Below are 26,876 nucleotides of genomic sequence, written 5' to 3' on the forward strand. Positions count from 1 at the left end.
TCTATTGTGCGGTGTATCCACCGTCTGCGGTGATCGCGCTTCCGGTCATATAGCTTGATAAATCCGACGCGAGAAACAGCATGACGTTCGCTATTTCTTCAGGCTTGCCGAGTCTCAGCAGCGGATTGACTTTCGCTTTTTCTTTTTTGATTTCTTCAAGCGTGCCTTCGTTGTTTTCAAGGAACGACTTTTCATTCAAAGGTGTATCAATGATTCCCGGGCACACGCAATTGACGCGGATGTTGTGTTTGGCGTAATCGACGGCCATCGAACGCGTCAGCTGCAATACGCCGCCTTTAGAGGCGTTATATGCGGGAATGTCGGGCCATGCAACGACTCCTCCGACGGAGCACGTATTAATGATGTTGCCCTTGCCGCTTTTGAGCATATACTTGAGCGCGTGCTTGCTCATAAGAAACATGCCCGTCAGATTGACGTTGAGCACCTTGTTCCAATCGCTCAGCTCCATCTCATGAATCGGGGCGACAATTTCGATGCCGGCGTTATTGATTAACACGTCCAATCCGCCGAACTTGTCCGCCGCTGACCGGATGGCGTTTTGACATGCCGGCTCATCTGTAATATCCGTCTGCACAAAATGCAGCCTGTCATTGTTTTCTTTCCTGATCATCGCTTCTCCCTGCGCCTCATCAATATCCGCGACGACCACATTCGCCTGCTGATTCAGAAACGCCTGAACCGCGGCATAACCGATGCCTGATGCGCCCCCTGTGATGAGGACGGTTTTATCCGTCAGGTTCATGACTCTTTCGCCTCTAATTTTTTCGCTTTTGCTCTGTTATAGCGCGGAGGGAAAAAGATATTGACTGATTTTGAATCTTTTTCAAATCTGTTGATGGCGCCGTGATCTTCTCTCGGATCGCAGAAATAAGCTGTGCCGAATGTCATATCCACTTTGCAGCCTTCAATGGTCATATCATAGCCGCCGCCGATGCAGATGCCGATCTGTTCATTGCGGTGTTTATGGAACGGCATTTCTCCCCCGTTGCCCGGAATGTTGGCAAGCATGATTTCCACCCAGTCTTCCACGAAGAACGTGACTTCCATACCGGGCAATAAGTCTCTCGTTTTAAAAATATTCAAAAAATAATCTTCAGGGCTTGTGTAGGTCTCACCGGCTTTCAGGCGTTTAATATCAATGGCGATCACTTCTTGATCCGTCTCATTTCTTGCTCCGTGAGGCACATTAGGAGGCGCGATATAGGCTGATTCCAGCGCTGTCATCTTTCTTGTGACATCTCCGACAGTCATGGACAGCTCGCCGGAAACGACAAGGCCGATTTGGACTTCCTTATGCTGATGCGGTTCCACGTTTGTATGCGGCGGAACGTAAGAAAGCAGAACTTCCGTATCTCCTCTGACGGACGAATATTGTCTTACTCCGTTATCCCATTCTATTAATTTAGGCGTCGGGAAATAAAGTTCCTGCAAATCTTGTTCAGTTTTCATCATGAATCTCTCCTTTTCCGAATAATGACCAGCTCATGGGAATGCTTTTAAATGTTTTGACAAAGTGAAGGCCGTACTTTTGTCTGGCCAGCTCATTTGTCAGCGCGATGTCGGACAAACCGTCCTTCACTCTTTTCGCGGCTGCGCTCGTTGAGTTCACCAGATCAAACGTGACATCTTTACGGGTAAAATACTTAATCAAATTGATAGGAGACGGGTGGGATACGATGACAGTCTGATCAAGCATGTCATCCGTATATTCAAAACCGGGCCGGACAGCCAGGCCGTACATCGGGGTGTCGCACCTGAAAATTTGCAGAAGCTGCAGATCCGGTCTCATGTAGAAGTGCTTAATGCCGTCATACGCGTGAGGCACAATTGTGTATTCCAGCGGACTTTGAAGCGTTTTTTCAATGCACGATTCAAATGTATCATGCAGTGATAATTTGCTGTTCACCCCTTGGAGAAGGGTAAAATTGGTGATGAAGTTTTTTGCTGCGTACTCACTGCTTGTCCCTTCAGGACCGAGCGTGTTGATCGTAATCAGTTTAGATATTGAATAAGCCTTGCTTTTCGTTTGAATGCTATTATCCAATATAATCATGAGCACCAACCAATCTGTTAAATTTTAAGTAAATATTATCCATAGACGTTCAAGCTGTCAATATTATTTGAAAATATTGATAATTATTCCTATATATTAAAAAACACCTTAAGATATAAGGTGTTAAAAATTAACATTTGCAAAATTATAGAAACTTTATTTTACCGATACAATGATTGGTCGGCCTGATGCTCATATTTCCCATACCTTCTGTATGCGAAAACGCTGAGGACAAAGCCGATGAGGGTGACGGCCGCACAAATAAATCCGACAGCTGCATATCCGTATCCGACATAGACCGGACCCATGACAGCAGAACCCAAGGTGACGGCCAAATTGGACGCCAGGCTGTAAAATGCCATGATTTTGCCCCGGCGGCTCTGTGAGCAATCACTTAAAATGGTGCTGAGCAAGGTCACCGTCAGGCTTTGCATCAATCCCCAGACGAATAACCCGATGACCAAAAACGGCATTGATGACGGCGCATAGGCGAGACAGGAAAGCCATATGCTGATCACGGCCAATGCCGCCATCAAAGAGCGCATTTTCCCCGCCTTATCTGCGATTTTTCCGGTGAACACGCTCATGGAAAAACCGATTCCGTACACCATGATCAGCAGCCCTGAAGCTGTATTCCCCCCCGGCAGCACGCGGTGAAGATATGTGCCGAGAAAGGAATACATGCCGTAAAAACCGATCATGTTGCAAAAAGTGATCGTGAGGTATACAGGGACACGGGGCACCTTCAGCGCATCCCGGAAAGTGCCTGCCTGCCGTCCGTTTTCCTCTTCTGTTTTATCCCCATCCGTCGTGCTGCGGCGCGCCTCAATGAAAATGAGCGAAGCAACGAGGACAGACATGAGGGCGAAAATCCAAAACGTCCACCGCCAATTTAAAACGCCGCCGATAAAAGAGCCGATCGGAACGCCGAAAATCAAAGCGAGCGACCAGCTTGACACGATCAGACCCATCACCTTGCCGCGGTACGCATAAGGCACACGGTCGCCGACCACCGCATAAGCTGTCGGCACAAACGCACCCGCCGCAAGCCCGGAAAGCGCCCTGCCCAGAAAGAAGAAAAAGAGATTGTGCGCCAGCGCGCAGATCACCGTGCCGGCCGTAAATATAAGGAGCCCCGTCATCAGGCTGAGTTCCCGGGAATATTTATCTCCCAGCGGAACGAGAAGCGGCGCGCCGATAAAAATCATCAATCCGTAAATACTGATGGAAAGCGCCAGCACACTGACATCCGAGCTGAAAGCCCGCGCTAAATCCGGAAGCAGCGGAGAAATCACCAGCTCTTCAGAACCGGCGGCAAATACGCCTAATGTCAAAGCAAGCGCGAGACAGATCGGAAATCGGCGTTTCGTTTCGATGTGATCGGTTTGTTTGCTGTTCATGCTCTTTGAACACCTCTTCCGTAAAACTTTTCTACCTTTTGTTGTTTTATAGTTTAGCATCCTTATATTTCATTTTACATTTCACATGAAAACTAATTCCAATTTTTTATTTACATTCAGATTTTAAATAAAATATTTAGTTTGTATTCAATAAATGATATAAAATACGCCGTCCGGTTATGCTATAGTGATAGAATCATTTGTTAAGGTGGGGGTCATGGAATGAATAACGCTGATTCAAAGGCCGCCCGCGCAGGCCTCGGCATGGTACTGATTCTCGGGACGCTCGCTTCATTCGGGCCGCTTTCGCTCGATATGTATCTGCCCGCTTTGCCTGAAGTGGCGGCCGATCTTCATACGACAGCGTCACTTGCGCAGCTGAGCCTGACGTTTTGTCTTTTGGGGCTGGCGGTCGGGCAGATCGTTGTCGGGCCGTTCAGTGATATGATCGGGCGCCGGAAGCCGCTCATTCTGTCATTGCTGCTTTATACGCTGTCTTCTTTATTATGCGCCTTCAGCCCTTCTGTTTCGTTTTTAATTGTCATGAGGTTTATTCAAGGATTCACCGGGGCGGCCGGAATCGTCATCGCACGGGCGTCCGCACGCGATATGTATTCCGGAAAAGAATTGACGGCTTTTTTCTCATTACTGATGCTCGTCAATGGGGCGGCACCGATTTTAGCGCCGATTACAGGGGGATTTATCCTTCAGTTTGCCGGCTGGAAAATCGTATTTGTCGTGCTGGCGGTGATCGGCTGTATCATTACTGCCGCCGTGCTTACGGCGTTGCCTGAATCACTCCCGCCGGAAAAGCGGACAAGCGGCGGACTCCGGGAGACGCTGATGACGTTTCGGGGCCTGCTTGGCGACCGGATGTTTATGGGATTTGCGCTCAGCCAGGCATTTGTGATGACCGGCATGTTCGCATATATTGCCGGGTCGCCGTTTGTACTGCAAAACATCTACGGCGTATCGGCGCAAATGTTCAGCCTGCTGTTCGCCGTAAACGGTGCGGGAATCATATGCGCCACCCAAATCACCGGACGGATGGCCAAAACACATGATGAACGGAAGCTGTTTGTCTCCGGGCTGTTGATCGCCGTCATCGGAAGCATCGCTTTGCTTTTATCACTTGCGTTTGGTTTAGGCCTGACGGCGGTCTGCATTTCTTTATTCATCATTGTTTCTTCTGTCGGGATCGTCACGACGACGGGATTTTCTCTGGCTATGCAGAAACAGGAGAAAGGCGCGGGAAGCGCTGCGGCTCTTCTCGGACTCCTGCCCTTTATCGGCGGTGCGGCTGCCGCTCCCCTTGTCGGGATTGCCGGAGAAGAAAATGCCTGGCCGATGGCCGTCAGCATTTTCGGTTTTGAGTTCTTTGCCGTTCTATCCTATGTGCTGTCGGCCAAACGAAAAACAAAGTAAAGCCCGCCGCTTTTTGCGGAGGGCTTTTTTTCTTATCCGGCAGCGCCTTTTTTCGAAGAAGCCGGCTCACGATTCAGGCGTTTTTTAATACCGAAGTGATAATACGCGTAACAGATGATCATCAGCGGGACGCCGCAGTACAGACCGATACGCTGGTCGGGGATAAAGATGAGACTGATTAAGATAAGACCGTAAACCGAAAATCCGAGAATCGGCACGATCGGATAAAGAGGCGTTTTAAATGCCAGGTCTTTCAGATTTCCTCCTTCAGCGAGAAAGCGTCTCCGGAAAACGAATTGTGAAGCGCAGATTGACATCCACGCGACGACGGTAATCATACCGGAGATGGAAATGAGCCACACATACACCGTTTCAGCCGCGAATACACTTGTCAGCAGGGATAAACCGGAGATAGCGATGGTGATGGAAAGAGCTTTCAGAGGCACGCCTTTTTTCGTCAGTTTCGTTAAGGAAGCGGGACCCATCTTAGTTTTTGATAGGGACCACATCATTCTGGACGAAGCGTACAGCCCGGAATTCGCCACCGACAGCATGGCGGTCAGGATGACAAAGTTCATGATATCAGCCGCATAGGGAACGCCGATTTTATCCAGCACAGCCACAAACGGGCTTTCGATGACGCCTGCCGTTTGGTACGGCAAAATGGACACGAGAACAAACATCGCCAGCACGAAGAAAAACAGCGTCCGCCATATGACGTTTCGGATTGAGCGGGGAAGCGTCTTTTCCGGATTTTCGCTTTCTCCCGAGGCGATTCCGACCAGCTCGGTGCCCTGGAATGAAAAATTCACCATGACAAGGGTAAACAGCACGGCTTGGGCACCGTTCGGGAAAAGCCCTTTGTCCGTCGTAAAGTTTGACAGATACGGAGCCGTCTGCCCGCCGTTAAAACCGACAAAGCCGAATACCGCAGCGCAGCCGAGAATAATAAACAATACAATGGCCATGACCTTAATGCTGGAAAACCAAAATTCCATTTCCGCAAAACTCCGCGCAGACAGCGCGTTAATGGAAAAAATGACGACGCCGAATACAAGGCACCACACCCAAATCGGAACGGCCGGAAACCACCGCTGCATTAAAATCCCCGCCGACGTCAGTTCAAGCCCCACTGTATTGGCCCAGCTGAATGCGTACATCCATCCGATCGTAAAACCCGTCGACGGCCCGAGAAACTTTGCCGCATACGCCTGAAATGATCCTGCGACCGGCATGGCGACCGCGAGCTCCCCCAAACAAAGCATCACCAAATACATTAAAAATCCGCCGATCACATAAGCCAATATCGCGCCGATCGGTCCCGCTTCACTGATCGTAAAACCGGAGCCCAGAAAAAGCCCCGTCCCGATCACGCCGCCGAGGGCGATCATAAACAAATGCCGGCCCTTCATCGTGCGCTGCAATTCAGTTTGATTGGTATCTCCCTGCATATACATCCCCCTTATTCTGTTATGTCAGCCATTTGTGCGTATGTCTAATCGGTAGCTGTGCAAAAGGTGCATTGTTGTCTGTTGAATGAGTTCCGGCAGCACATGGAATGTGTACGGCTTGTACACGCGTTCCGTCCATTTATGGCCGTCCTTTCCGTATACCCCTATATTGACCGACGGAATATTCAATTCCCTGATTTCTTTAAAAGGAATCGTCCCGATGACATCCCAGCCCGGAAAATTATCGGTAAAGGCGGAGACCTCCTCGTCTGTTTCATGCAGCGATAAAAAGCTTCCGTCCGCTAAATAAGGGAAAAACTTTTTAAAGGCGAATGTTTCTCCGGTTGACGCCGCTGTTTTATCGACCGCTTCTTGAATGACATGCTGCAAAAGCCGGTCCCGTGTGCTCTCTTCTTTCAGATAATTGTGCGGAAGGTAAGGCGGCGCATAGAAAATAATGACCTTGGCTCCCTGCTCAGGATCGAGTTTTTGCAGTTCCTCGACGGCTTTAAAGCATCTCATCCGCAGTTCAAGATGTTCATATGTTTTAAATGCCTGCCCGATACACTGTGCAGGGTCTATCCCGCGGCTTCTCAGCCTTTTCAGGTAATCTTCCAGACTGTACACTTGAACGTTCCATGACATCTCTTTTTTCGGCAGGCTCGTTCTCTCACAGTATTCGTCGTAATAATCAGATAATTTTCGTTCTGTCTCTTTGCAGGCTTCGTCAGCCACGGCGGTCAGCTGATCCATGACTTCTTTGGCGGTTTTCTCGTAAATAAAATAATTAAAATAGACATAGCTGCTGACGGCGGTCTGCACGTTATACGCTTCCTTGTTGTCACGCTGGTAGAGGCAGGTCGGCGGAAGCACAAGCTCCCCTTCAATGTTTTCCGCCATATGAATATTGTTGTGAATTCTTCTGGTGATTTCTGACGCGATCAAATTCGGGTCGATGCCGGACAGCGTATCACCGACATGCACCTCCCGCCCGTAAATCGCAAAGCAAGGCAAAAGCTTCCCTGCCGCGCCCGTGTAGATGTACCTTGTCGTGTCACCCTCATACAGCGGGGTGATAAAATCGTTATTAATCGCTGCTAAATAACGAAGCTGCTTTTCTTGTTTCAGCCGTTTTAATTCAGAAATGCTGGTTAAAATGCCGGAATGCTGACTTTCTTCATCCGGGTTTGCCATGAACAGAATATGGCCCGGCAGCTGATCACGCCGTTCAGAAAAGTGAAGCAGATTGGCGAGATGAACGGCAATACCGCTCTGCATATCAACCGAACCCCTTCCGAACATCCACTCGCCTGAGCGGGCGTCCCGCTGCACATCCCGATCAAATTCATAGTTTGAGAAATACTCCGCGAGACGGTCGGAATCAAAAGCGATATCTTTTAAAGGGCCGAAATCCTCGATGCCGACCGTATCAAGATGAGCGTGATAAATGACCGTATTCAGGCTTTCGCCGTTTCCCTCAATAAATGCGAAAATATTTTTGCGGCCGTAAGGGTCCTCAGGAATCGCCTGCTCCCACACATGTGACGGATTCTCTTGAAAGTAGGGAAAGCTCTTGATCATATCTTTGATATAGTCGGCTTTTTTTCCTTCTCCCAATGTGCCGTTGATGCTGTTTAACGCCACCAGTGATTTTGTAATGGCTTCTATTTTCTCCTCCGGAAGCATTTTGCTGAGCTGCTGATACATGTTCCATCCTCCTTACCCTCATATAGAGAAAATAGCGCGACTCTCTTTTTCATCGCGCTATTTCCGAAAGATTAATAGGCTTCAGACGTTGTTTTTGCCTGCATATGAAGAATCAGATAGTCAGGTCCTCCGGCTTTTGAATCGGTTCCTGACATATTGAAGCCGCCGAACGGCTGGTATCCGACAATCGCTCCCGTACATCCGCGGTTGAAGTATAGATTCCCGACGTGAAAATCTTCGCGGGCGCGTTCAATGTGCGCGCGGGTTTTCGATAACAGAGCGCCCGTCAGTCCGTAATCGGTATTATTGGCAATCTCAAGCATATGGTCGAAATCACGGGCTTTTGAGATCGCGACGACCGGCCCGAAAATTTCCTCCTGCATCAGGCGGGCGTTTTCATCAACATCCGCAAAAATGGTCGGCTGAATAAAGTATCCTTTTGAATCATCACCTTCGCCTCCCGTCAGGAGTTTTCCTTCTGTTTTGCCGATTTCGATATAACTCATGACTTTATTATAAGATGCTTCGTGGATGACTGGCCCCATGTATGTATCAAAATCTTCCGGACTTCCGACGGTGAGTGATTTTGTTAAAGCGACGGCTTTTTCAACAACTTCATCATAGACGTCCTGATGGATGACCGCACGGGAACCGGCTGAACATTTTTGGCCTGAGAATCCGAAGGCGGAATACACGATTGAGGAAGCGGCAAGATCAAGATCAGCATCTCTGTCTACAAGCACCGTATCTTTCCCTCCCATTTCGGCAATGACCCGTTTCAGCCACTTTTGGCCCGGCTGTACTTTTGCGGCGCGTTCATAAATACGGCATCCAACCGCGCGGGAACCTGTAAACGACACAAATCTCGTCTTCGGATGCTCAACCAGATAGTCGCCGATTTCTCCTCCGTCGCCCGGTATGAATTGGAGCACGCCGTCCGGCAGGCCCGCTTCTTTCATCACTTCAACGAATTTCGCCGCCACGACAGGCGCCGCATCCGCCGGTTTCAGCAGTATCGTGTTGCCTGTTACGATGGCTGCCGCCGCCGTTCCCGCCATGATCGCAAGCGGGAAGTTGAATGGAGAAATGACGATTCCCACCCCAAGCGGCTCATAGTGATACTGATTATATTCTCCGTCACGGCTCTTTACAGGAGAACCGTCTTTCAGTTTCAGCATCTGACGGGCGTAATACTCTAAAAAGTCGATCGCTTCCGCCGTATCCGCATCCGCTTCCTTCCACGGTTTTCCCGCTTCTTTCACTAGATACGCGGAGAATTCGTGCTTTCTTCTGCGGATGATCGCCGCCGCTTTAAACAGCACATTCGCGCGGTGTTCCGGCCGTACTTTTTTCCATGTTTGAAATGCCTGCAGCGCAGCCTGCATGGCCTTTTCCGCAAGTTCTTTTCCGGCGGCCGATACAGAACCGATCACTTCTTTTTTATCTGCCGGATTGACGGAAATGATCTTTTTATCCGTTTCAATCGCTTCACCGTTGATAATAAGCGGATAATGCTTGCCGAGCTGTGAATTCACATAAGCCAGCGCTTCCTGAAACGATTGTTTATTTGTCTCTTCCTGAAAATTTGTAAATGGTTCGTGTGCGTATGAAACTGTCATTAGAATTCCTCCCCGTATTTTGTAATGTGTGCTCACGCTTTATGATGATGCAAGAAGCATACCAGCATAGCAATTTGTGATAAAAATAAGAAAATCTTTGCCGAAAGCGGACGAAGCTTGTCCGAATCTGTCAGCTGTAATCTGAAAACGCAAAGAAATTTTGCGATCCGCTATATAACTGATGCAAAATCTCTTTGCGGATAACACTTATACCCAGCCGCGGAACCGGGCCGCTTCAGCCGACTTTCTGATGCCCGTCATATAGGCGGCTAAACGCATATCGACTTTGTGGGTATGCGCTGTCTGATAAATGGATTCAAACGAATTCACCATGACGCTGCGCAGTTTTCCGGCGACTTCCTCCTCAGACCAGTAAAAGCCTTGATTATTTTGCACCCATTCAAAATAAGACACCGTCACGCCGCCGGCGCTTGCCAAAATATCCGGCACGAGAAGCACGCCTCTTTCATTCAGAATTTTCGTGGCATCTATCGTTGTCGGGCCGTTTGCCGCCTCCACAATGATTGAGGCTTTAATGTGATGGGCGTTTTCAGCCGTAATCTGATTGGAGATTGCGGCGGGCACGAGAATATCACAGTCCTTTTCCAGCAGCTCCCTGTTCGTTATGACATCCGAGAAGAGATTCGTCACCGTGCCGAAGCTGTCCCGCTTATCCAGCAGGTAATCAATGTCAAGGCCGTCAGGGTCATACAAAGCGCCGTGGGCGTCTGAGATGCCGATCACCTTGGCACCGGCGTCATGCATAAATTTAGCGAGAAAGCTCCCCGCATTTCCGAACCCCTGAATGATGATCCGCGCATTTTCCAATGGAATCCCTTTTTTCTTAACGGCTTCCTCAATACAAATCGTGACGCCTTGCGCGGTCGCCGTCTCCCGCCCCTGTGAACCGCCGAGAACGATCGGTTTGCCCGTAATGAATCCCGGTGAATCAAATTCTCTCAGGCGGCTGTATTCGTCCATCATCCATGCCATAATCTGCGAGTTGGTATATACGTCGGGAGCCGGAATATCCTTTGTCGGACCGACGATCTGGCTGATCGCACGCACATATCCGCGGCTCAGCCGTTCCAGCTCTCCGAATGACATCGTCCGCGGATCACAGATGATGCCGCCTTTTCCGCCCCCGTAAGGAAGATTTGTGATGCCGCATTTTAAAGTCATCCAGATGGAAAGCGCCTTAACCTCTTCTTCACTGACTTCCGGATGAAACCGCACGCCCCCTTTTGTCGGGCCGACTGCGTCATTATGCTGTGAGCGGTAGCCCGTGAAAACCTGTACTGAGCCATTGTCCATTTTGACAGGGATGCGGACGGTTAAAAGCCGCATCGGCTCTTTCATCAGTTCATACATATTGTCAGGATAGCCCAGTTTGCGCAGGGCTTCTTTTATGATCGATTGTGTTGACAAGAACAAATTAAGAACTTCTTTTTCTTCATCTTTCTGATTGCTTTTAGAAAGCGGGTTGGCTGACATGTTTTATCACCTCATCGTATTTTACGTGTAAGCTTCAATTACCGGCAGAACAAAATGTAAGCGCTTTTACACCAAAACCCATCAATCCCTTTCACATTGTCGTTACGCCCTTTTTATATGCAAGATTCATGCCAGGTTTTTTGCGCATAAAAAAAGAGGCTGTTGTCAGCCTCTTTCATCCTGGATTAACGCGGGTCAATAACCAGCTTTGTTTCGGCATAAAGACTGCCGGCCCCCAAACCGTTTACGTAATCGCCTTTAATTGTATACGCGCCCGCGCGCGGAAGGTTTTTACGCACCAGGACGAGATTGTATTCAGACGCGCCCAATAAGTCAAGGGTAAGCGGAAGTCTGACCGTTTTTCCGTAGTTGAGAATTTGCGTTTCTTTCAGTGTTCTTCCGTTTACAGAGTCCCTCACAGTGGCGTTGAACCCGTCAGGAAATTGAAATTCAACGGCGCCGACGGCAAGCAGCGCATTCGGCTTGTATGTGACTTCAATATCAGACGTCGCGTATTCTTTCGTACTATTGACGGTTTTCGCTTCAATAACGGCAGATTGGGCGTTCGCATGAAAAGATGGCAAGAACACAGATGAAAATACCGCAGCACTGATGAGAAAGGCCGAAAATGATTTTCTTTTTAACATCATGAATTCCTCCAGATCATATGGGATTCAGAGCGTCCTCTGCCGGAAAAGCGTGTCTGATGATTCCATTCGCGAATTGGGTTTCTCTTTTCCTGAGAATAATCTACCACCTTTATCCATGGAAGTAAATTATTTTTTGGAATATTCTATCATTTATTTTTCACGAGATGAATCAGCACAAAAAACGAAGACATCCGCTGTCTTCGTCTTGTGCGCTATCGGTGAGCCGTCTGCCAGTCAAATCCGATGGTGTCATCATTCCACGGGATTCTTTTTTCGTCAGGCTGATCCGGATTGTAGGACATTGTCGTGAAATAAATAATGGTCAGCGGGGTTTCACCCAGCACTCTGTACCCGTGTGCGACGCCTTTGGGAATGAGAAGGAGCATCGGATTGTCTTCTCCCATGTAGTAGACATCCGTTTCTCCCTTGGTTGCAGACTCTTCGCGAAGGTCATGCAGCACGACCTGGGCGTGGCCCGTCGGAAAAAACCATAGGTCATCCTGTTTCTCATGATAGTGAAACGCTTTAATGACGCCGGGATAGCTTTTGGACCAGGAAGCCTGCCCGAAACGCTCTAAGAGATGTTCATCGTCACGGACGAGTTCTGAGAAAAAACCCCGGTCATCGCTGTGTTTGATCAGCTTTTTGATTTTTACGCCTTCGATCACTTGCACTGTCCCTCCCTTTGTAAATAATCATGCAGCGCTTCCCGCCAATGCCTCATGCCGAGCCCCTGCCGTTCAATCGACTCAAGACTCAACACCGAGTAAGCGGGGCGCGGCGTCTCATTTCCGTATTCCTCCGTCGTGACGGGCAACACGGCGGCGGTTCTGCCGCTTTCTTCAAAAATAGCCTTGGCAAATTCATACCAGCTGCACACTCCGCTGTTTGCGGCGTGGTATAAGCCCGGCGGCCTGTCAAACAGACCGATCACCGTTTCGGCTAAATCTTTTGTGTACGTCGGCGCCCCGACTTGATCGTTAACGACACGCACCTGATCATGTGTATCCGCAAGTTTCAGCATCGTATTGACAAAGTTGTGCCCGCCGCTGCCGTACACCCACGATGTTCTGATAATGGTGTGGTTTTTCCCCGTTAACCGGATCAGTTCTTCGCCGAGTTTTTTGCTTTTTCCGTAAATCGTGCCCGGATCTGCGGGATCATCGGTCTGGTATGGCCGTGTTCCTTTGCCGCTGAAGACGTAATCGGTGCTGATGTGAATGAATTTCGCGCCGGTGTTTTCAGCCTCAAGCGCGGCATAATAAGCGCCGATTCCGTTTATTAAATACGCTTTGTCGAGCTCCGTTTCACATTTGTCAACGGAGGTGTATGCCGCCGTATTGACGACGATATCCGGCTTGTAATGGCTGAACGAGTGCCGCACCGAACGCTGGTCAGATATGTTCATCATCGCTTTTGTCAAGGCGATCACTTCATACCCTTCCTGCTTCAGCTGGCGGCATAACTCCCGCCCCAGCTGGCCGGCCGCTCCGGTTACTAATACCTTCGTCAATCGGATCCCCTTCTTTCCGATTAGTCTTGGCTGTCTGTATACCAGCGAATGGTTCTTCTCATTCCTTCTTCAAATGTGACGTCCTGCCGCCATCCCAGCTCATTTTTCAGCTTTGAAGCATTGATGGCGTAACGGCGGTCATGCCCTTTTCTGTCTTCGACATGAGCAAACCGTTCCTCGACACCGAGCTCCTTCATGATAAATGACGCAAGCTCTTTATTCGTCCGTTCATTTCCTCCGCCGATATTGTAAATGTCACCGAGTGTTCCTTTTTCCAGCACGAGCTTAATGGCGCGGCAATGATCTTCGGCAAACAGCCAGTCTCTGATCTGCATCCCGTCGCCGTACAGCGGAACCGGCGTGCCGTTTACGGCATGCCTGATAATGGTCGGAATCATTTTCTCGTGATGCTGGTACGGCCCGTAATTGTTGCTGCATCTCGTAATGATGGCTGGAAGCTTATGGGTTCTCACATAAGACATGACGAGCAGGTCTGAGCTTGCCTTGCTGGCCGAATACGGGTTGTTCGGAGAAAGCGGCGTCGTCTCCGTAAAAGCGGGATCATCCGGCGCCAAATCTCCGTACACCTCATCTGTGGAAATGTGAATCAGCCTGCCGGCTTTTCCCTGTAACACCGCGTCCGCCAGTCGGTATGTGCCCATCACATTTGTTGTGATGAACGGCTCTGCCTGATTTATGCTTCTGTCCACATGGGATTCAGCCGCAAAATGAATGACAGCGTCATACATTTGGGAAAAGACTTTGTCAATGTCCTCTTTTTCAGAAATGTCACCTTTGATAAAACGGAAACGGCCGTTCTTTTTTAAGGCTTCTATTTCAAGCGGCCTGCTTGCATACGTGAGATTATCCAGGACGGTAATCTGCGCGTCCGTTTCTTTCAGCATCATCTTTGTAAAGGTAAGGCCGATAAATCCGGCGCCCCCTGTAATTAAATATGATTTTGGCATGATTAATGCTCCTGTCCTTTCTGTAATGCCTGATGCGCCAGGCTTCCGGCGAGGTAGAGCGATTCATGCGTGCCCGCATCCACCCACCAGCCCGTTAACACATCATACGTCAGCTCACTGTGTTCAATGTATAAATTATTGACATCCGTAATTTCCAGTTCGCCGCGTTTTGAAGGGGAAATTTGTTCAATATAGGAAAACACTTCTGCGTCGTACATGTAGATCCCTGTGACGCATAGTCTGGTCGGCGGCTGCTCCGGCTTTTCAATGATCGACTTGATCCGTTTGTTTTTCTCATCAATCTCGGCGATGCCGAAGCGCTCCGGATCGTCCACTTCTTTCAGCAGCACTTTCGCTCCTTTTCCCTGCTTTGCGAAACGCTCCGTATAAGGTTTTAATGAATCTTCAAAAATATTATCTCCCAAAAGCAGAACGAACGGATCGCGCCCGGTAAACCGCTTTGCGTATGATAAACCGTCGGATATGCCGGAGGCGGCTGGCTGAACCTGATATGTGATTGAGACGCCGAGCTCTTCTCCGTTTTCGAGAAGTTTATGAAATTGAGGAATATATTCTTTTTGCGTAATCAGCAAGATATCTGTAATCCCCGCTTCTTCCAGCTTCATGATCGACCAGTAAATCATCGGATATGGACCGACAGGGAGTAAATGCTTATTGACCGCTTTTGTCAGCGGCATAAGGCGTGAGCCGGTGCCTCCGGCTAAGATAACACCTTTCACATGAACACTTCCTTACGTGTGGTTTTATCACAAATCATAAAGAATCGCCGCCGCCCGTTTGATGCCCCTGCCGTCAACCAGCGGCTTTCCGTTTTGATGAAGTCCGGTCCGCATCGGATAATCAGCGGCCATGTCAGACATATGCCGTGCGAGAACGTCCGCTGATATGCATTCACCAAGGCCGAGATGAACGGCGGCCCCCCGTGCGGCGAATTTTTCCGCCGTCTCAGTTTGATGCTCCACTTGAGAAAGTACGATGCAGGGCACACCTGTACAAATGGTTTCATATAAAGTGATCCCGCCGGACACGACGGCCATATCAGCCCTCGAAAGAAGCGCGGCCATGTCATTTGTCTGCCTTACCAGCTCGGCATAAGGCATTTGTGTAAGATGCGCGCGCACGTCGTCAGCATGAGGCGCGGCGCCGCCCATGACGATGATCACTCGTTTTCGCTGAATGTCGGGGATGCGGCGGCATGCTTCCATCACTTTAAAGACAAGGTTCTTCGGGTCGCTTCCTCCTAATGAAACCAATATGGTCCGGCATTCTTTTCTCAGCTGATAAAGCTGTTTGGCTTTTTCAAAACCCGGATGAAGAATCATATAATCCGGGCCTTCATATACCGCGGCGCTGCCCATTTGGACCGTCCGGCTTTTCAGCCCTCCGTAAATGCCGTTTATAACGGCATCGCATAAATGAATGACATGTTCCCGTTTTTCTTCAAATAAGACGATGCGTGCCGATGAATGCTTTTTGACTTCCTCTAACCAGTCACACGGCATATCGAGCAGATCGAATATGAGAAGGTCAGGAGCCTGCCTGTTTATTTCCCGGACAATAAATTCCTTCTGTCCCTTGTCAGGCTTGATGATCACTTCCCATTGATCAGATGACAGATAAGAAGAAGCCTCTTTATTTGTGCAGAACGTTATTGAGCAATTGTTCTTAATGGCACCGGCAAGCAGCTTCATCCGCACCGCGTGCCCCATGCCGATGTCACGGCCCCCGTCCGCGAAAATCAAAACCCGCATGCTAATCAGCCTCTTTTTGCCGGATCATTTGATTAATGGCCCTGAGCTCCGGATCACTATTCAGCAGATGGATCAATTCTCTTGCCGGAATATCAGGACGCGAGCCCGCTTTTACGTACAGCTCGCGGGCCAGCCTGTAGTCCTCTTCTGTATCGACGGTCATCCGCAAGTGAGGAGCCCGGAGTTCCTGCGGGGGCTCAGGAAAGAGAAGCCGGTACCTCTCAGGAGATTCTCTTATTAAAAGCGTGACATGTTCCTGGTATTTGTCCGCCAGCGTTTTGTCGGCATTGATCTCCGTTAAAAGTCGCGCGCTTACCGCCTCGCCGCCGATGCCAAGCGGTGTACCGCAGATATACGTGTAGTCCGCGTGCTGATCTAAATGCGATTGAATCAGAAAATCAAGCAGCGAAGGGTCGACAAACGGGTTATCCCCCGTCAGTCTGACTGCGATGTCCGGTTTTACTCGTTCGATGACTTGTGCAAACCGGTCAAGCACGCGCTGCTCGCTACCGCGGTGCACACGGTAGTTCTTGCTGAGGCAGTGCGCAGACAGAATGTCGTCGGTCTTGCTGTCAGACGCGGCGACGATCAGATTATCCCGCGATTGATCATAATACGCGCTTTGCCGAACCCTTTTGACAATCATATCGAGAATCGTATACCCGCCGATCGGTTTCAGCACTTTGCCGGGAAGACGCCCGCTTCCCATCCGCGCCTGAATGATAAACAAAATGTCAGTCATCATATGGGCTGCCTTTCGTCAAAAGGTCATCCCAAGTGATGCCCGTGTCAGCGGGGATATCCCTGACCGCACGCGTCCCGTCAGTTAAAAGTTCAAAATATCTCGGGTGGAGCCCCTGCGGTTTTTGGCCGGGACGAAGGACGGCAAGGTTTTCCGCCGTAAAACATTCGCCTTTTTGAATCGGCGCTGTTGAAAAAATGCCTCTGTAAGCGAACCTTCTGATATCTCCTTCAATCGGTGTCGTGGTTTTATGGGAGCTTCCCGACAGCACTTCCGGCACCGAAGCGTGATGCCCCTGCCGCAGCTCCGCTTCAACTGAGCGGATCGCCGCAACCATTTGTTTTAATTCATCCGGATTGAGGGCGAAGGAGTGATCAGCACCGGGCAGGTTTTTATCGATCGTAAAATGCTTTTCAATCAGTTTCGCTCCGAGCCTGACCGCCGCGCACGGCACATCATACGGATGGGCGCTGTGATCGGAGAAACCGATCACTGCATCCGGGAATGCGGCGGCAAGCATGGGAATGACGCTCAGATTGCTGTATTCAGGCGGCGCGGGATATTTCGCTACACAATGCATGATCGCAATTTCTTTGTTCCCCTCGCCGGTAATGGTTTGATAAGCCTCCTGAATATCTGAAATATCAGCGCCCGCGGTGGAAAAAATAATCGGGGTCTTCAGCCCCGCGACATATTTCAATAACGGCAGATGGTTCAGCTCGTAGGAGGCGATTTTAAAGGCTGAAGGCGAAGTCGCATACAGTAAGTCGGCAGAGCCTTCGTCACAGACCGTGCTTAAAAAAAGCACGCCTTTTTTCTTACAATATTCAAGCAGCGGTTCGATCCACTCAGCGGGCATTTCCATTGATTGCACTAAAGAAAATATCGAGACGTCTTTTCCCGCAGCGGTTTTGTACAAGCCGGGGTCTTTCTGATACATTTTGTCAGCCTGAAACATTTGGAACTTGACCGCGTCCGCGCCGGCCTCACTGGCCGCATCTATCAATTCAAACGCCTGGCTCAGTTTTCCGTCATGATTAATTCCGGCTTCGGCGATGATGAATACGGGCGAACCTTCGCCGATTGACTTCGTTCCGATTTGGCATGATGCCATCAGTCCGCCTCCTTCCCGGGCCACACATGATAGTAGTAATAGGACGCATCCGCTTTAAATCCCATTCTTTCATACAGGCGGATGGCTCTTACATTGTGGAGCTGCGTTCCCGCTGATACAGTCTTATGCTGAAAGCGCAATGATTGTTCAATAATGTGCGCCGCTAAATGGAATCCCGCTCCTTTCCCTTCAAAGCCCGGCTTTACCGCCATCAGATCAAGGACGAATTCATCGCCTTTAGACAGCCCCTGAATAAAGCCCACGGTCTCTCCCTTATATGTGGCGGCGAATTGTAACGAAGCTCTGCCTTCCGCGTTATTCCGCGCCCACTCTTCAAACAGGCGGTTTGCACTTTCATAGCTGAGGCGGGGATCTTGGTAATACCTGCTTTTTGTAAAGGCGTCGCGGGCCAGCCGGCTGATCGCTTCCGTGTCGCCGGGTCCGGCTTCTGTAATCTCAAACGGCGGTGTGCTGTTATATACACGCACAGGACTGACGAGCTTGAGCAGACTCCCTACAAAATAAGCGTTCGGAAGCTGCTGAACGACCTGCATCGCGCCGATATCTTCAGCCGGTATTTTAATAAATATAAAATCAGTGCCTGCCGCCCGCCTTGCCGCGTAAAATTCCTGAAACAGCCTTTTAAGCTGACCGGCGCTGTTTGCGGCTGCAAGCTTCACATTGATGATATTTTTTCGGAACAATTGACTTTCCCACGAAGAGTTTTCATATAAAATTACGCCTTGAAGGCTGTTTTCTTCCAATAAACAGAGCGACGATTCATAGGCTTCCGGCTGAATGCCCTTCTGATGCAGGAAGGTATGAATCATGTCCTGCGCAAGATTTTCCCTCAGTCTGTACACCTAATCAGCCCCTTTGACGATATCCGTAACGGCTGCAATGACGTATTCAACGTCGTCATCTGTCATTGACGGATAAAGAGGGAGTGACACGGTGCGGTGATAATACGCTGCAGCGGCCGGAAAGTCAGTTTCCTTATACCCGTACGTTTTTTGATAATACGGATGGAACGGAACCGGAATAAAATGAACACTTGTGCCGATATTATATTGGTCTTTTAAAGCGGAAATCAGATCGTTCCGGCTGACCCCGGCCTCCTGCTCCTCTATTTGAAGAACATACAGATGCCATGCATGCCGCCCGTCATCACTGACATGCGGGATGGTCAGCCCTTTCATGTGTCTGAAGGCGTCCTGGTAGCGGCTCGCAATGTCGGCTCTTCTTTGCTGCATGCTGTCAATCCGTTTCAGCTGATGAAGCCCAAGCGCTGCCTGAAGATCATACATATTCATTTTATAGCCGGGCGTTTCGACCTCGTAGTACCAGCTTCCGTTTGAAGAATAGCGGTTCCACGCGCCTTTGCTCATGCCGTGAAGGCTGAGCACCCTGATTTGATCGGCAAGCCCGTCATCGTCCGTCGTCAGCATGCCGCCTTCACCGGTTGCCAGGTTTTTTGTCGCGTAGAAGCTGAATGCCGTCGCATCACCGATTGATCCGATCATTTTCTGTTTGTACGTGGTATACACGGCATGTGCGGCATCCTCTAAGACAAATAACTGATGCTTTTCGGCAATGGCCAGAATCTGATCCATATCACACGACTGGCCGGCGAAATGAACGGGTACAATCGCTTTTGTCCGCGGGGTGACGGCCGCCTCAATTTTTTCAGAGTCCGCATTCAGCGAAAGCGGATCGATGTCAACAAACACCGGAACGGCGCCTGTGTGCACGATTGTATTGGCCGTTGAACTGAACGTCACGGCAGACGTGATGACCTCGTCGCCGGGACCGATCCCTTTCGCTTTCAGGGCCAAAAACAAAGCGGCGGTACATGAGTTCAGCGCGATCGCGTGCTTTGCCCCCGTCCAGGCGGCAAAGGCTTTTTCAAACGCCTCTACTTTCGGTCCCTTTGAAAGCCAGCCCGATTCAAGCGTATCAATAACCTCCTGAATTTCGTCCTTCCCGATCATGGGCAATGAATAGGGAAGAAAAGCTGATCTTTTTTGCACCATTTTCTTTGCGCTCCTATCTTTTTTATGAAGGGTCAACCCGTCTGAAGCTGACTCCGGTTTTTTCCTGAAGCACTTGGCATAAAGCGGCAAGCGAATCCTGAACCGGGTAGTTCGCGGCGACAAAAGCACGGCGCGCCTGTTCCGCTTTTTGATATTCTGCGGGGCTTTCGCATATCCGGATTAATTCCTGAGCGAGTGCCTGCGGGTCCTCAAAGACAAATTCTCCAAGTGAGTGATAATAAGGGTATCTGCGGGTTCCCGCTGATTTTCCGATCAGCACGGGCTTTTGAAACAGCATCGCTTCAAGACCGACCGTTGATGTCTGTGTCACCGCAGCGTCAACATACGGGAGAATATCATACAGCTCCATCTCTTTTTTGATGATTTTGCCTGCTTTATATTTCCGCAGCACCTGATTGTAAGCATCCAGCTTGTTTTTGCCGATTTCCCACGGATGCGGTTTAATAATGAGCTGCATGTTCTTTTGGCCGGCAAGCTCTTCAAGCACTCCCGTATAAAATTCATCAGAAAACGGCTGCGTGGCGATCAGCGCCGTCCGCTGTGACGGGAGAAAAGAAAGTTTGCGGTAAAACGTGTCCTGATCTATCGGCTCTCTTGAGAAAATCTCGTCGAAACGGGGATGCCCCGTGATGATGATTTGTTCATCCCTGCAGCCTTTTGCTTTATACCACTCCGCTTCATAAGCCCCGAATACGGCCTGATAGTCCGTAAATACGGGCAGAAACGCTTCATCTCCCATGAGCGCTCCGTGCTGCAGACAGATGCTGACGGCGTTTTTTTTCGAGCACGTCAGCGCCAGCACACGGCTGTAAATATCCTCCGTCGTGCCGACTACAACGGCGGAAATCTTTTCGGCCGTAAACAAAATATCAATGGCGTCAATCGCTTCAATAAATAACGGGATGTCTTTATACAAACGTTCCTGAAATTCTCTGTTTCCGAAAGCGGGATGGCTGTGAAGCTCTTTCAAAATGGAATGGGCTTTTTCAATATAAGGGACGGGGTTCCCTTTTTGCCCCATTCCCGTCAGCTCCAATTTGCAGATAACGGGCAGCCCGTAATGGTCAGGCAGACTCCATCTGGCCAGTACTGCTGTTTTTGCCGGGTCAAACTGCCGGTAGTTTCCCTCGGTGAACCGAAGATGATCGAAATGCAGAATGACCTTTCCGTTTACCGGTTTCTCATCTGTTTTCTTAATGTTTTGCCTTTTTTGATCATAATATGGCTGTATACCGGCTTCAGGAATATGCTGATCAGCCGGACCGAAAAGCTCTGGGTTCTGCTCCATGCTCTCCCGAAGCGCCGGACTGATATATTGATAAAAATTACTGATCAATGCGAGCGGGATGTCTTTGTAGCGAAGTGACTGAAAAAGGTCAATATACTGCCGGTACAGCACCCAATAGTTCGCTAAGTATGCCGACAAGCCCTCACCCCTTTCCAAGCTTTTTTAATGATTCCCTCAGCTCCCGGCACGTGGTCTGCTGCGGAAGGCTGTTCACAAACTCGTTTTTCTCCGCCGCGAAAAGCTGATAATGGATGGATTGATCGGTAATATAATTGATATCAAGCTCCTCAGAAATCGGGTAAAACGGATAAAAATGATTCACTCTCCAGAAGAAACGGGCGTCACCAATCCGGTAAAACGCCGGGCTTTCATCCCAATAGGAACCGAATGCCGATTTGACCTGTTCCAGCACGGAAAACCGGTGCATGACCGAACAATGGTCAATGGCGCACGGCGCGTTCCACACGATCCGTTCGGCGGGCCTGGCCGTCTCCTTCACCGTCTCTTTCCGCTGATTCAGATGATAGGTTTTGGAACTTGAATACACGACGGCTTTTTCCGGGTCTTCATCAAGCTCTTTCACCATTTTCTCAAGCCGTTCCGGCACATACGTGTTGTCGTCGGTCGCATACGTCACGTACTCGCCCTCCGCCATTTCTATTGCCTGATTAATCAAGGCGGCGTAGCGTGTTTTTTCCGTTCTTTCTTTGACGCCCGATACATCGCTTTGATAAAACCGGATGCGGTCATCCGTGAGAAAAGGACGTATTTCCGCCAATGTCGCTTCATTTGAGTTGTCATCCATAATGAACAGCTCAAAGTCCGTAAACGTCTGAGACAAAATACTTTTAATAGAGCGGGCCACATAGTCACTTTTGTTATAGCTCGTCATGATCACTGACACTTTAGGCAACTCGTCACCCCCTTTTCGCACCTGAAACTACCGCTATCATATGTTCCTTATGCGGAAGATGCGCTAGGAATACAGACTATTATGTGAAAAGTCAGCATTGCGCACACAAAAAAAGCCGGCTCTGATGTCCGGACTTATTGGAGCGTATTTTCTTTTTTCGCATAAATCTTTCTTTGGGCTCATATGGTGGAATAGATAAAAACAGCAGCCGCTCTGTCGGCTGTCTGATACTTGTCAGGAGGTTTCAGCATCAAGAGGTTTTCATCAAAGGAGGAACAATATGAAACCGAAAAAGAATCAATATCAGCAAATGCAAGGGATGGGGATGGGAATGGATATGCAAGGATACCAGCCGCAGCTCGGGCCTAATCCTTATCCGCAGCCTCAGGGCCAAGGATCACAAATGATGCCGATGCAGCAGCAAATGACAATGCCGATGCAGCAAGGCCAGCAGAGCTTCGGCGGGGGGTTCCCCGGCCAGCCGCAGCAGCAGGGCGGCGGCAGCTTTCAGATTCCGTCAGGTCCATCATCGTCACAAAACGTTCCCGGCATGCTGCCGATTGAAGAGTCATACATTGAAAATATTCTGCGGTTGAACCGGGGCAAAACGGCGACGATTTATATGACATTTGAAAACAGCAAAGAATGGAATTCAAAGATTTTCCGCGGTGTGATTCAGGCGGCGGGACGTGACCATATCATCATCAGCGATCCGAAAACGGGCACCCGCTATCTGCTTCTGACCATTTACCTTGATTACATCACGTTTGATGAGGAAATCGCTTATACTTATCCGTACTCCATGTCTTCTTATTCTCCGAGATAAATCAAAAAGCCAATCGCTCACTTGACAGAGGATTGGCTTTTTTTCTTTATAAATATTTGACGGCCGCGACGATAATCATAATCCAAGAGATGATAAACGCCACGCCGCCGAGCGGTGTAATCGCGCCTAGAATGGAAATCTGCGTCACGCTCAATACGTACAGGCTTCCTGAAAACAGAACGATGCCCGCAAACATCAGCCAGCCCGCAACAGAAACACTGCCTGCGCCAGAAAGCTTTTCGGCCAAAAACGCGACAGCCAGAAGACCGAGCGCGTGATACATATGATATTGCACACCTGTGTGCCACACCTGTAAATATTTATCGGGGATTTTCCCTTCAAGCCCATGCGCGCCGAAAGCGCCCAGCGCCACGGCCAATAAAGCGTTAATCGCACCAAGAATAATAAACACTTTCATCTATTTTTCTCCCGCCTTTTCGTTAAAGTTTCCAATTCAATCATAACCCAACATCGGCAAAATTCAACGTCCGTCATCCGATGACACGAGATTGTCGGATTTTTTCTTTTTGATAAGCTGGATTCGGTCAATCGCTATCGCCAGCAGCGTCCCGAGCACAAGGCCGTTGCTTAAGAGCGAAATCAGGATCGGGTGCATCCCTGATAACGCGCTCTCCGGCACAAACATTACGCCGACCCCCGTCAGGAGCGCCAGACCGATAATGGAGCGGATTCGTTTTTGCTCCGCTTTCTCATAAGAGTCAAACTCCGTAAAGGCAAGACCCGCCATCGTGGAAAAAACGACGAAGTTTACCGCAAAGCCGACCGGTGAGGGCAGACTCGCAAACGCATTCATAAATAGCGGGATCATACTGATGATCATGACAAATACACTTCCCAAAAGAAACGGCTTTTTCGAAGGAAGCTTCGTCGTCTCAATAAAACCGGCCGCCCCTGAAATCGGCACAGGCGCAATGCCCCCTGACAGTCCGCTCAAAAGGTGGCTGATCGAAGCCGCAAACCCTGCCGGACGCTCACGCCGCTTCCCGACGGTGCCGCCGAATTTTTTCACCGCCGCTTCTACAACCCGGATGCTCGCGAGCATGTTGACAATCAAAAGCACGGTAATGAAGAGTGACGTAATGATCAGGCCGCTGTCAAACACGGGTTTTCCAAACGGAAAAAGAGACGGCAGCTGAATCACGCGGTCCGGTATTTGAATCGGTTTGGCAGCGCCGAAGACGGCGAATAAGATCCATCCGCCGGCAAGCGAAAGGAGAATCGCATACTGTCTTAAGAACGTAACATTCGATCGGGACATGATGAACATCGCCGCCGTCACAACCATGGCGAGCCCGAATACAAGGCCGTCGACGCTGTTTTTTAAATAGCCGATGCCCAAAAGGCCTTTCACAATCGGCTGACTCAGCTGCATGACCAACAGTAGCAGATACACACCGGTCACAACCGGCGTAAACAGCACGGCCAGCCGTTCAATCACTTTAAAAAGGCTGAACAAAAAGAAAAAGACAGCGCTTAATAACAGCGCCCCCTGCAGCGCCCGCAGCGTCTCGCCGAATGTCGCGAACACCGTGCCAGTCAGTCCGCCGTAAATCGTGTATACGCCCCACCATAAGCCTGCCGGGCTTTCATTAATCGGCAGACGATGTCCCTGGAGACATTGGATGACCGCGGCGACGCCAAGCACAAAAAATGTGCTCTGAATCAATGCGGCAGAATCGGCATGGTTCAAGTGAAATGATTGTGCGATGGCGACAGGAACTACAATCGCAGCCGCAATCATAAATGCCGTCCATTGCAAACCCCCGAGTATCAGTTTCAAGTCAATCAACCTCTCCTGTTAAAAATCGAAAATGGAATCCCCGTTTCCGTCTTCCTCACGTTCGTCTTTCGCTTTTTTCTGATATTGGTTCAGCCCGGCGCTGCCCATCATTTTTTCAAGCAGCAGCGGATCTGTCGAAGGAGACGCGGAAGGTTTCGGCGCCGCTTTCGGAATCGGATTCTGCACAGGCGCCGGAGCGGTGTGCGTCTGAGTGCCGAGCACGACATCACACAGAGAGCGGATGGCGGCCGCGTGCATTTTGACCTCCTCGGTGCGGGTCGCCGTTTTCGCCTGCCTCAGTTCTTCTTCCATCTTCTGAATCAAAGCAGAGATATGTATGTTCATGAGTAAATCCTCCAGCAGTAATTTGTCTTCTTCCTGCATTTTATCAAATTTCTGAGCGAATCGCAGAATTGAGTTTGTTATTTTTTCTGACGGCATACCGCCCGGAACGCCAAAAAAGGCGCTTTCCGCCGGGCGGAAGCGCCTCAAAAAAACCGTTTATTGCGGCAGGTCGGGGATGCACCAATCGATGGGCTGCTCCCCCATTTTTTCAAGGGCGGCGTTTGTACGGGAAAACGGTCTGCTCCCGAAAAAACCGTTCCTTGCCGAAAACGGGCTCGGATGAGTCGATTCAATAATAATGTGTTTCGATGTGTCAATGCGCTCTTTTTTCATCTGCGCGTGACGCCCCCATAGGATAAAGACAATCGGCTTCTCTCTTTCATTCACCACATCAATGATGCGGTCAGTGAGCCGCTCCCATCCCTTGCCTTTGTGGGAATTGGCCTGACCGCGGCGAACCGTAAGCACTGTGTTTAACAAAAGCACTCCCTGCTTCGCCCAGCTGACGAGCGATCCGTGGTTCGGTACGGAGCAGCCGATATCGTCCTGAAGCTCTATGAAAATATTTTTCAAAGACGGCGGCTGTCTGACCCCGGGCTGAACGGAAAAACTAAGCCCGTGCGCCTGTCCTGGCCCGTGATACGGGTCCTGTCCGAGAATGACTGCTTTTACATCCTCATAGGGCGTATAATGCAAGGCGTTAAAAATATCATGGCTGTCAGGATAAATCGTTTGGCTGCTGTATTCTTGTTTCAGCATCTCTCTCAGCTCTTGATAATACGGTTTGTCAAATTCATCTTTCAGCTGATTCCACCAGCTGTCTTTTAAAAGCTGTTTCAAACTGTCCGTCCCCCTTATGAACTGTGCAGTCTTGAATGGACGGGCTTTCCGTCCCACACAATGTCAGTCGGCGCCTCCCGCCTCTTCATGTCCGGCTCTTCAAGAAGAACCGCGAAGTTTTTCGTCGGGAGTTCTCCAAGCCCGTGCTTTTCGCTTAACCGGTCTAAGTACCGCTTCCGTTTGCCGCCGAGATCCGCGGACTGATTGCCGCCTCCCTCAAAAAACGCATATATGACGCTCGCGCAAGGAACACGCTTCACACGGTGCTGTTTCGCGGCGCGCAAATAAAAGTCCCAGTCCCAATAATTATGGACATCCGGATCAAAATACCCTAACGTGTCATGCAGAGAACGCCTGTACATGCTGCCTGACGGAACGTACGTGGAAAATACCCGCATATCCGCATAATCCGCCGTATAGGCGAACGGCTTTCGTGACACCGGGTATCTCGTGCCGCCCCGTTCTTCAAATGACACAATTTCCGCGTCAGAATGGACAAAATCCGCATCAGCAAGTGCAGCCGCCATTCTTTCCAAATGGCCCGGCGTAATGAAATCATCATCATCGCACAGCATGATACAATCACCCGACGCTTTTTTCACACCTGCGTTCCGAGCTTCCACATGTCCGGCATTCTGTTCTAAATCAATAATCTGAATCGGCAGATCGCTGTACAGCTGCTTCGCTTGTTCGACCGATTCCCCGGCATCATTTACAATGATCACTTCATAAGGCTTTATGGTCTGCATGGAAATCGACTCCAGCAGCTCACACAAAGCCGGAATCCGATTATACGTGACTATGACAATTGATATATTCATGATCCGCTCCTTCTGCTTTTTCTCATGTTCTATTAAAACATAAAGCGGCGGAGAGATCA

27 protein-coding genes are annotated in these 26,876 nt (G+C 49.7%); 2 read left to right on the plus strand and 25 right to left on the minus strand.

The genetic code is table 11. The features are described 5' to 3' along the window. Position 1: 1 nt before the first annotated feature. From bacC to NYE62_RS19300, 4 genes are all read right to left on the minus strand, one after another. Positions 2 to 763 (minus strand): dihydroanticapsin 7-dehydrogenase, encoded by a 762-nt coding sequence (bacC, locus tag NYE62_RS19285; RefSeq protein ID WP_007407673.1) that lies wholly within the window; start codon positions 761 to 763, stop codon positions 2 to 4. Next, complete coding sequence (locus NYE62_RS19290; protein WP_003151000.1) at positions 760 to 1,470, minus strand: cupin domain-containing protein; 711 nt, start codon at positions 1,468 to 1,470, stop codon at positions 760 to 762. The genes bacC and NYE62_RS19290 overlap by 4 nt, the downstream gene beginning before the upstream one ends. Next, positions 1,460 to 2,074 carry a bacilysin biosynthesis protein BacA gene (locus NYE62_RS19295; protein ID WP_015418458.1) on the minus strand — a complete coding sequence of 205 codons (615 nt, stop codon included), beginning with the start codon at positions 2,072 to 2,074 and terminating at the stop codon, positions 1,460 to 1,462. The genes NYE62_RS19290 and NYE62_RS19295 overlap by 11 nt, the downstream gene beginning before the upstream one ends. 161 nt (positions 2,075 to 2,235) lie before the next feature. Beyond that, complete coding sequence (locus NYE62_RS19300) at positions 2,236 to 3,474, minus strand: MFS transporter (RefSeq protein WP_085341589.1); 1,239 nt, start codon at positions 3,472 to 3,474, stop codon at positions 2,236 to 2,238. A gap of 222 nt (positions 3,475 to 3,696) precedes the next feature. On the opposite strand from NYE62_RS19300, the gene NYE62_RS19305 reads away from it, so the two are divergent. Next, on the plus strand, positions 3,697 to 4,899 hold the full coding sequence (locus NYE62_RS19305; protein WP_033574367.1) for a multidrug effflux MFS transporter: 1,203 nt from the start codon (positions 3,697 to 3,699) through the stop codon (positions 4,897 to 4,899). 32 nt (positions 4,900 to 4,931) lie between these two features. On the opposite strand, the gene NYE62_RS19310 is transcribed toward NYE62_RS19305, so the two are convergent. The 16 genes from NYE62_RS19310 to NYE62_RS19385 all read right to left on the minus strand — a co-directional run bounded on the left by NYE62_RS19310 (position 4,932) and on the right by NYE62_RS19385 (position 22,184). Further along, positions 4,932 to 6,350: an amino acid permease gene (locus NYE62_RS19310; protein ID WP_032868187.1), complete on the minus strand. Its 1,419-nt coding sequence runs from the start codon at positions 6,348 to 6,350 to the stop codon at positions 4,932 to 4,934. 24 nt (positions 6,351 to 6,374) lie between these two features. Next, positions 6,375 to 8,057, minus strand: coding sequence for a M20/M25/M40 family metallo-hydrolase (locus NYE62_RS19315; protein WP_007407678.1), 1,683 nt, complete (start codon positions 8,055 to 8,057; stop codon positions 6,375 to 6,377). A 71-nt stretch (positions 8,058 to 8,128) separates the two neighbouring features. Then, complete coding sequence (gene pruA / locus NYE62_RS19320) at positions 8,129 to 9,676, minus strand: L-glutamate gamma-semialdehyde dehydrogenase (protein WP_003150992.1); 1,548 nt, start codon at positions 9,674 to 9,676, stop codon at positions 8,129 to 8,131. Positions 9,677 to 9,883: 207 nt separating this feature from the next. Further along, positions 9,884 to 11,170 carry a Glu/Leu/Phe/Val dehydrogenase gene (locus NYE62_RS19325; RefSeq protein WP_003150991.1) on the minus strand — a complete coding sequence of 429 codons (1,287 nt, stop codon included), beginning with the start codon at positions 11,168 to 11,170 and terminating at the stop codon, positions 9,884 to 9,886. Positions 11,171 to 11,355: 185 nt separating this feature from the next. Beyond that, complete coding sequence (gene bslB, locus NYE62_RS19330) at positions 11,356 to 11,817, minus strand: biofilm surface layer hydrophobin BslB (protein WP_022537147.1); 462 nt, start codon at positions 11,815 to 11,817, stop codon at positions 11,356 to 11,358. A gap of 215 nt (positions 11,818 to 12,032) precedes the next feature. Beyond that, positions 12,033 to 12,488 carry a dTDP-4-dehydrorhamnose 3,5-epimerase family protein gene (locus tag NYE62_RS19335; RefSeq protein ID WP_003150986.1) on the minus strand — a complete coding sequence of 152 codons (456 nt, stop codon included), beginning with the start codon at positions 12,486 to 12,488 and terminating at the stop codon, positions 12,033 to 12,035. After that, on the minus strand, positions 12,485 to 13,333 hold the full coding sequence (rfbD, locus tag NYE62_RS19340) for a dTDP-4-dehydrorhamnose reductase (RefSeq protein WP_012118721.1): 849 nt from the start codon (positions 13,331 to 13,333) through the stop codon (positions 12,485 to 12,487). The genes NYE62_RS19335 and rfbD overlap by 4 nt, the downstream gene beginning before the upstream one ends. A 20-nt stretch (positions 13,334 to 13,353) precedes the next feature. Further along, positions 13,354 to 14,301 carry a dTDP-glucose 4,6-dehydratase gene (gene rfbB / locus NYE62_RS19345; protein ID WP_007407684.1) on the minus strand — a complete coding sequence of 316 codons (948 nt, stop codon included), beginning with the start codon at positions 14,299 to 14,301 and terminating at the stop codon, positions 13,354 to 13,356. A 2-nt stretch (positions 14,302 to 14,303) separates the two neighbouring features. Continuing rightward, on the minus strand, positions 14,304 to 15,041 hold the full coding sequence (locus NYE62_RS19350) for a sugar phosphate nucleotidyltransferase (protein WP_342497129.1): 738 nt from the start codon (positions 15,039 to 15,041) through the stop codon (positions 14,304 to 14,306). 27 nt (positions 15,042 to 15,068) lie between these two features. After that, complete coding sequence (locus NYE62_RS19355; protein WP_144664814.1) at positions 15,069 to 16,073, minus strand: glycosyltransferase; 1,005 nt, start codon at positions 16,071 to 16,073, stop codon at positions 15,069 to 15,071. Between the two features lies 1 nt (position 16,074). Next, positions 16,075 to 16,815 carry a spore coat protein gene (locus tag NYE62_RS19360; RefSeq protein WP_186314448.1) on the minus strand — a complete coding sequence of 247 codons (741 nt, stop codon included), beginning with the start codon at positions 16,813 to 16,815 and terminating at the stop codon, positions 16,075 to 16,077. After that, complete coding sequence (locus NYE62_RS19365; RefSeq protein WP_047936283.1) at positions 16,808 to 17,929, minus strand: N-acetylneuraminate synthase family protein; 1,122 nt, start codon at positions 17,927 to 17,929, stop codon at positions 16,808 to 16,810. Before NYE62_RS19365 ends, NYE62_RS19360 begins: the two co-directional genes overlap by 8 nt. Further along, positions 17,929 to 18,792, minus strand: a complete 864-nt coding sequence (locus NYE62_RS19370; protein ID WP_015418470.1) for a GNAT family N-acetyltransferase — start codon at positions 18,790 to 18,792, stop codon at positions 17,929 to 17,931. Before NYE62_RS19370 ends, NYE62_RS19365 begins: the two co-directional genes overlap by 1 nt. Then, positions 18,793 to 19,962: a DegT/DnrJ/EryC1/StrS family aminotransferase gene (locus tag NYE62_RS19375; protein ID WP_342497130.1), complete on the minus strand. Its 1,170-nt coding sequence runs from the start codon at positions 19,960 to 19,962 to the stop codon at positions 18,793 to 18,795. A gap of 22 nt (positions 19,963 to 19,984) precedes the next feature. After that, complete coding sequence (locus NYE62_RS19380) at positions 19,985 to 21,409, minus strand: CDP-glycerol glycerophosphotransferase family protein (protein ID WP_144664811.1); 1,425 nt, start codon at positions 21,407 to 21,409, stop codon at positions 19,985 to 19,987. A gap of 4 nt (positions 21,410 to 21,413) precedes the next feature. After that, positions 21,414 to 22,184 (minus strand): glycosyltransferase family 2 protein, encoded by a 771-nt coding sequence (locus tag NYE62_RS19385; protein WP_015240806.1) that lies wholly within the window; start codon positions 22,182 to 22,184, stop codon positions 21,414 to 21,416. Positions 22,185 to 22,464: 280 nt separating this feature from the next. Between NYE62_RS19385 and gerQ the strand changes: the two genes are divergently transcribed. Beyond that, positions 22,465 to 23,010 carry a spore coat protein GerQ gene (gerQ, locus tag NYE62_RS19390; RefSeq protein ID WP_007614539.1) on the plus strand — a complete coding sequence of 182 codons (546 nt, stop codon included), beginning with the start codon at positions 22,465 to 22,467 and terminating at the stop codon, positions 23,008 to 23,010. A 46-nt stretch (positions 23,011 to 23,056) separates the two neighbouring features. Here gerQ and NYE62_RS19395 read toward each other — a convergent pair whose 3' ends face one another. The 5 genes from NYE62_RS19395 to NYE62_RS19415 form a co-directional block, all read right to left on the minus strand. Beyond that, complete coding sequence (locus NYE62_RS19395) at positions 23,057 to 23,428, minus strand: DUF423 domain-containing protein (RefSeq protein ID WP_003150969.1); 372 nt, start codon at positions 23,426 to 23,428, stop codon at positions 23,057 to 23,059. A 63-nt stretch (positions 23,429 to 23,491) separates the two neighbouring features. After that, the gene (locus NYE62_RS19400; RefSeq protein ID WP_144664810.1) at positions 23,492 to 24,811 is read right to left on the minus strand and encodes a purine/pyrimidine permease; all 1,320 of its coding nucleotides are present in this window, start codon (positions 24,809 to 24,811) and stop codon (positions 23,492 to 23,494) included. Between the two features lie 18 nt (positions 24,812 to 24,829). Beyond that, positions 24,830 to 25,252 (minus strand): YwdI family protein, encoded by a 423-nt coding sequence (locus NYE62_RS19405; protein ID WP_015387535.1) that lies wholly within the window; start codon positions 25,250 to 25,252, stop codon positions 24,830 to 24,832. Between the two features lie 60 nt (positions 25,253 to 25,312). Then, positions 25,313 to 25,996, minus strand: a complete 684-nt coding sequence (locus NYE62_RS19410) for a uracil-DNA glycosylase (RefSeq protein WP_012118732.1) — start codon at positions 25,994 to 25,996, stop codon at positions 25,313 to 25,315. A gap of 14 nt (positions 25,997 to 26,010) precedes the next feature. Next, positions 26,011 to 26,817: a glycosyltransferase family 2 protein gene (locus NYE62_RS19415; RefSeq protein ID WP_007407698.1), complete on the minus strand. Its 807-nt coding sequence runs from the start codon at positions 26,815 to 26,817 to the stop codon at positions 26,011 to 26,013. Between the last annotated feature and the right edge of the window lie 59 nt (positions 26,818 to 26,876).

The sequence above is a fragment of the Bacillus sp. FSL K6-2861 genome (assembly GCF_038630725.1).
GTDB classification, from domain to species: domain Bacteria; phylum Bacillota; class Bacilli; order Bacillales; family Bacillaceae; genus Bacillus; species Bacillus velezensis.